The following is an 8807-nucleotide window of genomic DNA, read 5'->3' on the forward strand; positions in this document are numbered from 1 at the left end:
GTACTCAATAAACGACCAAAGCTGCCGATATAATCAAATGGGGCATTTGCTTGCCAATGTTTCATCGTTAAAGTTTTTTGAATCCCCGATATAACCGGAGGTTTTCGTCATACAAAAAAACACCCGCTATGCGGGTGAAGATTTGTTCCGGTACAGGGATGTATTTTTTTACGATAGAACGTTTCACTGGGAATCCGTTAAAATTCTTCGTATACTTTCGGGTCCTGGTTGTAGGTCCGGCCAGACGCACAAGAGAGTGCGCGAAGCTCGCCCATTTCCTCTTCTGACAATTCAAAGTCAAAAATATTCAAATTATCATATTGATGCTGTTGTGAGGACGCTTTGGGAATCGGAATTGCTCCAAGCTGCACATGCCAGCGCAAAACGATTTGTGAAGTTGATTTTTTGTGCGCAGCGGCTATTGCAACAATTTTTTCATTCTTCAGTAAATTGTTCCCCCGTCCCAATGGGCTCCACGATTCTGTTACAATATCATGCGCCGCATTCCAAGCACGCTGCTCTTGCTGGTTGAAATACGGATGGAGTTCAATCTGATTGATGCTTGGCTTCACACTTGTCTCTTTTATCAAGCGATCTATGTATTCCGACGGAAAATTGCAAACCCCTATGGATCGGATCAGCCCTTGTTTTTTGGCTTCTATCAAAGCCTGCCACGCTTCAACATACAGATTCACACTGGGATTCGGCCAATGAATCATATATACGTCATAATAATCCAATCCGGCCCGGTATAACGACTCCTGGATGGTTGCAATCGCCTCTTTATAAGCATGGTGACGTCCCGGCAGTTTGGATACAATCAACAACTTTTCTCTCGGTACGGCGCTTTGACGGACTGCTTCCCCGACAGCACCCTCATTTTCGTAATTGAAAGCGCTGTCGAGCAGTCGATAGCCCACCTCAATCGCGCCCTTTATTACCTGCACACCGTCCGCGCCATTTAACTGATAAGTTCCAAAGCCAACGGCAGGCACTTTCAGCCCATCGTTTAAAGTCCATTCCAAAACGTTTTCTACCATGATTAATATCCTCCTCGACCTATTGATGTATGAATTTAAAATCGGATGATGTTACAATATCCCATGGTTTTTTATGCTTGCCCATAATACGCGTGGGGGCCGTGTTTACGCAAAAAGTGTCGGTCGAGCAGTTCGTGCGACATCGTTTTCTTTGAAACAGCAGTCAGGTTTTCGGTATGCCATGCCATCATGGCCAATTCTTCCAAAACCACCGAATGATAAACGGCTTCAAAACAATCCTTGCCCCATGTGAAGGGGCCATGCGACCGCACCAACACAGCCGGTATGTCATTCGGATTGCTTCCTTCAAATGTCTCTACGATCACATTGCCCGTCTCTTTTTCATACTCCCCCGTAATTTCCGTCGCCGTCATCGGCCGTGTACAGGGAACATCCCCGTAAAAATAGTCCCCATGCGTGGTGCCATACGCGGGTATGCTCCGTCCTGCCTGCGACCAGATTGTCGCCCAGCGAGAATGCGTATGCACCACCCCGCCTATGTCTGGAAAGCGCTGATATAATACACAGTGTGTCGGCGTATCCGACGACGGACTCAGCGCCCCCTCGACCTTTCTTCCTTGCAAATCAACAACGACCATATCCTCCGGTTTGAGCCGATCATATGGTACGCCGGACGGCTTGATAACAATCAACCCTGTCTTTCGGTCGATACCGGAAACATTGCCCCAAGTGAACACCACCAATTTATATTTGGGCAGCAACAGATTTGCCTCCCAAACCTGTTGTTTCAATTTTTCCAGCATATCTGCCCTTCTTTCCTGTTCTGTGCAAATTTACCGATCCGTGTACAAGCAGAAAGATTTGCCTGTCATTCATAGGTTTCCACCAAATTGACGCATTTCCCATAAACATGCTCAACATTCAGCTCCAATGTACTTGCGCATCTCCTTGAGCCGCTTCATCACATTATTGGCGCCGCGTCCAAAGTAATCATGCAAAGTGCGGTATTCTGCGAACAGCTTGTCATAGACAGCCGTATTTTCAGGGATGGGATAATAGATTTTCTCCTTGATCTTACCCATCTTTCTGGCTGCAGCAAACACATTTTCATAACCGCCCGCCGCGCCACCCGCAGCTACCGCGGCGAAGATTGCCGCGCCGAGCGCCGGACCCTGCCTGGAGCCGGCAATTTTGATTGGCATCTTGATGACATCGGCGTAGATCTGCATGGTCATGGGATCTTTTTGTGAGATACCGCCGGATGCGTAGAACTCCCGCACCGGCACACCGTTTTCCCGATAATTTTCAATAATCATGCGGGTACCGTAAGCGGTTGCTTCTATCAAAGCCCGATAGATTTCCTCCGGCCTTGTCTGCAACGTCATACCGAGGAGCAGACCGGTTAAGTCCACATCCACCAGCACCGAACGGTTGCCGTTCCACCAGTCAAGCGCAAGCAGACCGTTCTCACCGGGCTTCAGCTTTTGCGCTTTTTCCCGTAAAAACTGGTGGATGTTTTTCTGTTCCTGTTCAGCCTGTTCCAAATAAGCCGCCGGCAGGCTGTTCTTCACAAACCATGCAAAGTGATCCCCGACACAGGACTGCCCGGCTTCATACCCAAAATACCCCGGCATCACGCCGTCTTCCACCACACCGCACATGCCCGGCACCTGACGTTCCTCGGTACCCATCATGATGTGGCAAGTCGAGGTGCCCATAATGGCCAACATCTTAGCTGGGCCGTCAATACCGACCGCCGGTACGCACACATGCGCATCCACGTTTCCCACCGCGACCGCAGTGCCTGCTTTCAGGCCGGTCAGCTTGGCCGCTTGCGGCGTAACCGTACCCGCGCAGGTACCCAGCGGTAAGATGGAACGGGAAAACTTTTCGTCTATCACATGCTCCAATCGGGGATTCAGTGCCTTGAAAAATGAATCGGGCGGAAATCCTGTTTTTTTGTTCCAGAGTTCCTTATAGCCCGCTGTGCAGGAATTGCGCGTTTCTTTTCCGCAGAGCTGCCAGATAATCCAATCAGCCGCCTCTATGAAGCGATCCATTTCCTCATAGATTTCCGGGTCTTCGTCCAATATCTGCCATATTTTAGGAAAAGTCCACTCCGATGAAATTTTTCCACCATAGTTTTGCAGCCATTTTTCACCGCGCGCCATCGCAATCGCATTCAATCGATTCGCCTTATCTTGCGCTGCATGGTGTTTCCACAACTTCACATACGCGTGCGGACGATTTTGATAGGCCGGCAGGAAACACAAGGGGGTTCCGTCCGCTTTAACCGGCAAAACCGTACAGGCTGTAAAATCCGTGCCGATACCGATAACATCCTCGTTGGATACGCCGGATTCCAGCAGGACGGCGGGAATGGTATGTACCAGCACATCAAGATAATCCTGCGGATCTTGCAGTGCCCAGTCATGCCCCAGAGGTGTGCCATCCGGCAGATTGGTATCCATCACTGCGTGCGGGTATTCATAAACGGAGGAAGCGACTTCCCCACCGGTCTGCACATTCACCAGAACCGCGCGCCCTGAAAGACTGCCATAATCCACGCCGATTGTGTATTTGGGCATCCCGCTCAACTCCTTTTGTTCCGAACGCGCAACCCCGTCGATTCTGCAAGCTGTGTTGAAATAAGTGCCGGGGACGAATCCTTTATCCGCCCCCCTGCCGATTTGTACAGCGTCCGGGGTTGGTCCGGTTTTTATTGAATGGTATAACCGCCATCGATGCTCAGCACTGCGCCGGTCGCATACGACAGTTCATCGCTGGACAGGCACAGCACCGCGTTTGCGATCTCTGACGGGTCGCCCAACCGGTTCAGCGGACGGATGGACTCCATATCCTCCCGACGGACACCGCTCTTAATCAGTCCTTGTACCAACGGGGTATAAGTCGTGCCTGGGCAAACGATATTGGCGCGGATGTTGTCTTTGGCATAATCCACCGCCACGCTCTTTGTAAAGTGGATGACCGCCGCCTTGGACGTGTTATAGGCGACCTGATTCTTGAAGGCACTCAGGCCCGCTTCGGAAGCAATGTTGACAATAACACCTTTCTTCTTTTTGAGCATATGCGGGATCAGATATTTTGTGGTCAAAAATGTACCCCGCAGATTGACGTTCATCACTTGATCCCATGTTTCAATCGACGTTTCCGTCACGTTTCCAAGCGACACGATGCCGGCGTTGTTGATGAGAATATCAGTTAAACCAAACTGTTTCTCGATGATGTCGGGCACTTTGGATACTGCGTCGGCATCGCTGATATCGGTTTGAATAAAGCCAACCTTGTCTTTGCCCAATTCTTCAATTGTTTTCTCTGCCGCCTCGATATTCCTGCCAAGGATAACCGCTTTTGCACCGTTCTCTACAAAGACTTTTACGATGCCTTTTCCAATGCCCTTTTCACCGCCTGTGACCACAACGAGTTTTCCGTCAAATGAAAACATAATAAACCCCACTTTCGTTTTTACAAATATCTGTTTACTTTTCTAAAATGGATAAAGTGTAACCCGACCCGTAGTATGTACGCGTTACGCAATCCGGTTTAAAAACTCCCTGACAACGTCCACGACCAGCGCGTGATCCTCCTCCTGTTTGAGACCCGATACCGCAATAGTGCCCACAACACCTGCATTGCGGATAATCAAAGGAAAAGAACCTCCATTCGCCGCATACGGAAATGCGACGTGATATTCATCTTCCAGAATCGGACCGGCCACCGCGTTCTTGGCACGCAGGTGGAAGGAACTGATAAAATACCGATTTACCAAAGCGTTTTTTTGATGAACCCACAAGTCGTTGTGGGGCGATGTACCCGCAAAAGCATAATGAAAAAGCTGCTGCCCGTTTTTTGCTATATCAATTGTCACCGGGAAATGTGCCGCTTTGGCTTTTTTCACGAACAGAAGCCCCAGTTGCAACGCGGTCTCATTATCAAAATGCTCAAATTGAAGTTCCTGTTCTTCTTTTTCAGCCACCTGCAACAATTCTTCGTTACTGCTCATACCTGCCTCTCCTTCATGACGCCACAGCGTCGGCCGTATATAACGGTTTGAATAAACAAATCTGTTCTATTTTCTGCTTTCAGAACGCCGCTTTTTTCCTCTTAATATAATCTGTATACACGGCGATGAGAATCACAACGCCTTTTACAATATATTGCCAGAAAGAATTTACATTAAGCAGATTGAGCGCATTGTTCAGCACACCGATAACCAGTACACCAATCAAGGTACCACCCAACTTGCCAACGCCGCCACTCATGCTCGTGCCGCCAAGTACGACCGCGGCGATGGCATCCATCTCGGCGCCGGTGCCGGATGTTGGCTGCCCGGAAAACATACGGGAAGCAAGCACAACACCTGCGATACCTGCCAACAGGCCGCTGAAAGAAAAGGTGAGGAACGCCACCCATCCAGTTTTGACGCCGGAGAACTTTGCTGCCTCCTCATTGCCGCCAATGGCATAGACATACCGTCCGAATTTGGTTTTGTTCAGGATAATCTCGGCCAAAAGGAAAATGATGACCATGTAAATAATCGGCATGGGAATGACGCCAAGGAAACTGCCCGCGCCAATAAAGGTAAAGGAAGGGGACATCACACTGATTGGCTGCCCTTTTGTGGCAACATATGCAATGCCGCGCGCCACATTCATGGTAGCCAGCGTGATAATGAAGGATGGAATGGTAGTTCTGGCCGTAACGATTCCGTTGAACATGCCGATTCCAAGTCCGGAGCCAACGCCGAAGAGTATGGCGACCGGCAGAGGCAGATGCCCCCATGCCAAGGAAATACTAGCAACAACGCCGGACATCGCAATGATAGAGCCGACAGAAAGATCAATGCCGCCAAGGATGATGACCATGGTCATGCCACAGGCAAGATACAAATTGCTGGATGTTGCCTGTAATACATTCAGAATGTTTCGACCGGTCAAAAAGACTGGCGAAAGAAACGACATAATGATGCAGATAGCCACAAAACCAATCAGGATACCAAGATTCTCTTTGAAATAGGCGAGAAAGGGATTTTCAGAATTGCGCAAAAGAGATTTTCCATTATAGCCACCGGGTCTTCCATCCAGAGTTCCTGTCGCGGCGGCAGCCGATGGAGCGTTTTTACGGTTTAATAGAAGATTCATATTATTCAACAGTTTCATATTACCCAACATTGACATTCCCTCCAATCGCACACCGCATGATTTTTTCCTGCGTGAGTGTCTCTTTATCAAGATGCCCGGTAACGGAGCCCTTGCTCATAATGACCACACGGTCGCACATATTGATAATTTCAGGCAATTCTGATGACACCATGATGATGGCAACGCCTTGTGCCGTCAGTTCATTGATGATGCTGTAAATTTCCGATTTTGCCACGACATCCACGCCACGGGTCGGTTCATCTAATATCAGCACTTTCGGCCTTGTTGCCAACCATTTGGCGATCACGATTTTCTGCTGATTGCCGCCGCTCAAATTCTTCACTTTCTGACGGGCGGAAGGGGTCTTGATCGTCAAGTCCTTGATATAGGAATCCACAATCTTCGATTCCACTTTATTGTTAACCGTACAGCCTTTGATGAACTGCTCCATCACGCGGAACGATACATTGTAGCGAACAGATTCCACCAGAAACAGCCCTTCATTTTTCCGATCCTCCGGTACCAACGCGATTCCATGCGCCATCGCGTCGTTCGGATTCTTGATAACGACCTTTTTGCCGTTGATGAAAATATCGCCCTCATCATACTGGTCGATACCAAAGACACACCGCATCACTTCCGAGCGCCCCGCGCCGACCAGACCCGAAAAACCCAGAATCTCGCCTTTCCGCACACTAAAATTGACATCGTGGAAAACACCCTTATGGGAAAGATGCTCCACCTTGAGAATAATGTCGTCCTCAGTGGTGTCATGGTACGTGCGGGTGTAATAACTGCACAGATTCCGCCCGACCATCATGTTAACCAGTTCGTCCTCATTGGTTTCCTTGGTGACACGGGTACCAATGTACTGCCCATCGCGCAGAATGGAAATCCTGTCGGATATTTCAAACAGTTCGGACATTCTATGAGAGATATAGATGATGCCTACGCCGCGCTTTTGTAAACTGCGAATAGTAGCGAACATGGACTGCACTTCTTTTTCGGATAAAGAAGACGTCGGTTCGTCCATTACCAGAATCTTGGTGCTGTCCGTAATGGATTTAATGATCTCGATCATTTGCTGCTGTGCGATGGTCAGGCTGGCAACCAACGCTTTTGGGCTGACATCCATCCCGTATTTTTCAAGCAGCTTCTGCGCTTCCTCAAAAATTTTCTCCTTATCCAAAAAGCGGAAACGATCGGAAAATTCACGCCCGAGAAAGATGTTTTCCGCAACGGTCAGGTACGGAACCAGCACCAGTTCTTGATGGATGATGCAAATGCCAAGATTCTTAGCAGCCTGCACACTATCAATGCACCTTTTTTCACCTTGAATATAGATTTCGCCTTCGTCGATGTTGTAAATACCGCCAAGCACCTTGATCAGCGTTGATTTTCCCGCGCCATTTTCTCCAAGAAGGGCATGAACCTCGCCGCTTTTCAAATCAAAATTAACGTCTTTCAGTGCATGTACGCCCGGGAAATATTTGTTGACATTTTTCATTTCGAGTAATACTTCACTCAAAGCCTTCACCCCCAAGTTCCCTTCCGAAATAATACAGTCCGGACAAACATCCGCTGTAAAATCTCAGCACTGCGTTCAAAACAATTGTTTGCTTATTGCCAGCTATTTGTGCCAAACTGTGAAAGATTGTCTTTATTGATCAACGTGGGCGCAATGTTGATTCTCTTTTCAAAGGCTTGCCCCTTGAGAATCTTGTATGCTGTCTCCGCACAGGTGAGCGCCTCATTCTTAGGTGATTGCGCCGCCGTACCAACAATCTGGCTGCCGGCCGCAATCTGCTGCTTGGCATCCGGCGAACCGTCAATCCCATAGATGACCGGTTTGGTCGCGTTGGCCGCTTTGACGGCGGAGAGGGCACCCAGCGCCATCGGGTCATTGCCTCCCACGATAGCGACGGCATCGGAATGCTGCTGCAAAATATCCTGGGTGACCTGCATGGCGGTTTGGATATTGCATTGTCCGTTCTGCTCCGCCACAATTTTGAAATTGTGACCTTTGATGGCATCTTTTACGCCGTTGATGCGGTTGGTGACGGCCTCAAGGGTTGGGGTGTCCAAAACGATGATATCGCCTCCCTGTGGGAACCGCTTGACCATATCCTCCCCGACTTCCTGCCCGGCTTTGAAATTATCGGTGGTAATATAGGTGTCAACACTCGACAAGTCGCTGACCGCGGTGTCATAATTGATGACTGGTATCTTTGCTGCTTTTAAAGCTGCCAAAGCTGGAGCAATGCCCTTGACATCGACCGGGCAAAGGAAAAGTGCGTCGATGTTCTGCGAAATCAGATCATTGATCTGGTCAATTTGTTTTTGCGGATCCTGCGCCGGGTCGGTTGTGATCAGTTTGTCACCGTTTTTCTCTATCTGCTGTTTTAACGTGGTATTGAGATAAGTAATAAATGGATTATTCATGGTGAACGCCGTGAATCCGAAAGTGTAGTGCTTTTTGCTAGACTTGTCGGCTGAACCACCGCTTGCACATCCGGTGGTCATTCCCACCAGTATGACGACAGAGAGCAATGCCGCAAGAATTTTTTTCATAAGAATCCTTCTTCCTATTAATAAATTTAATTTAGAAATTGTGCATTGGTCTATGGTTCTATTATATAAATTC

The 8807-nt window shown here is 48.7% G+C and carries 8 protein-coding genes; all 8 read right to left on the reverse strand.

Features of this window, described 5'->3' with window-relative positions; all coding sequences use genetic code 11:
* Nucleotides 1–197: 197 nt before the first annotated feature.
* Complete coding sequence (locus ABF463_RS12910; protein ID WP_415534179.1) at nucleotides 198–1040, reverse strand: aldo/keto reductase; 843 nt, start codon at nucleotides 1038–1040, stop codon at nucleotides 198–200.
* 71 nt (nucleotides 1041–1111) lie between these two features.
* Entirely contained in the window at nucleotides 1112–1804 is a 693-nt protein-coding gene (locus ABF463_RS12915; protein ID WP_415534181.1) for an L-ribulose-5-phosphate 4-epimerase, read from the reverse strand.
* A 111-nt stretch (nucleotides 1805–1915) separates the two neighbouring features.
* Nucleotides 1916–3589 carry a ribulokinase gene (araB, locus tag ABF463_RS12920; RefSeq protein WP_415534183.1) on the reverse strand — a complete coding sequence of 558 codons (1674 nt, stop codon included), beginning with the start codon at nucleotides 3587–3589 and terminating at the stop codon, nucleotides 1916–1918.
* Between the two features lie 131 nt (nucleotides 3590–3720).
* A complete protein-coding gene (locus tag ABF463_RS12925; RefSeq protein ID WP_415534185.1) occupies nucleotides 3721–4467 on the reverse strand; it encodes an SDR family NAD(P)-dependent oxidoreductase in 747 nt (248 codons plus the stop codon).
* 84 nt (nucleotides 4468–4551) lie between these two features.
* Complete coding sequence (locus tag ABF463_RS12930; RefSeq protein WP_415534187.1) at nucleotides 4552–5025, reverse strand: heme-degrading domain-containing protein; 474 nt, start codon at nucleotides 5023–5025, stop codon at nucleotides 4552–4554.
* 79 nt (nucleotides 5026–5104) lie between these two features.
* Nucleotides 5105–6193 (reverse strand): ABC transporter permease, encoded by a 1089-nt coding sequence (locus ABF463_RS12935; RefSeq protein ID WP_415534189.1) that lies wholly within the window; start codon nucleotides 6191–6193, stop codon nucleotides 5105–5107.
* Nucleotides 6183–7691 carry a sugar ABC transporter ATP-binding protein gene (locus ABF463_RS12940; protein ID WP_415534191.1) on the reverse strand — a complete coding sequence of 503 codons (1509 nt, stop codon included), beginning with the start codon at nucleotides 7689–7691 and terminating at the stop codon, nucleotides 6183–6185. Before ABF463_RS12940 ends, ABF463_RS12935 begins: the two co-directional genes overlap by 11 nt.
* Nucleotides 7692–7783: 92 nt before the next feature.
* Complete coding sequence (locus ABF463_RS12945) at nucleotides 7784–8734, reverse strand: sugar ABC transporter substrate-binding protein (protein ID WP_415534193.1); 951 nt, start codon at nucleotides 8732–8734, stop codon at nucleotides 7784–7786.
* Nucleotides 8735–8807: the final 73 nt, after the last annotated feature.

It is taken from the genome of Ethanoligenens sp. (genome assembly GCF_047718355.1).
Classification (GTDB): Bacteria; Bacillota; Clostridia; order Oscillospirales; family Ethanoligenentaceae; genus Ethanoligenens.

What these genes read in the sequence shown, in the direction of transcription:
- ABF463_RS12945 (WP_415534193.1), bottom strand. Translation starts at nt 8,734, where the DNA reads ATGAAAAAAATTCTTGCGGCATTGCTCTCTGTCGTCATACTGGTGGGA.
- ABF463_RS12910 (WP_415534179.1), bottom strand. Translation starts at nt 1,040, where the DNA reads ATGGTAGAAAACGTTTTGGAATGGACTTTAAACGATGGGCTGAAAGTG.
- ABF463_RS12930 (WP_415534187.1), bottom strand. Translation starts at nt 5,025, where the DNA reads ATGAGCAGTAACGAAGAATTGTTGCAGGTGGCTGAAAAAGAAGAACAG.
- araB (WP_415534183.1), bottom strand. Translation starts at nt 3,589, where the DNA reads ATGCCCAAATACACAATCGGCGTGGATTATGGCAGTCTTTCAGGGCGC.
- ABF463_RS12915 (WP_415534181.1), bottom strand. Translation starts at nt 1,804, where the DNA reads ATGCTGGAAAAATTGAAACAACAGGTTTGGGAGGCAAATCTGTTGCTG.
- ABF463_RS12925 (WP_415534185.1), bottom strand. Translation starts at nt 4,467, where the DNA reads ATGTTTTCATTTGACGGAAAACTCGTTGTGGTCACAGGCGGTGAAAAG.
- ABF463_RS12935 (WP_415534189.1), bottom strand. Translation starts at nt 6,193, where the DNA reads ATGTTGGGTAATATGAAACTGTTGAATAATATGAATCTTCTATTAAAC.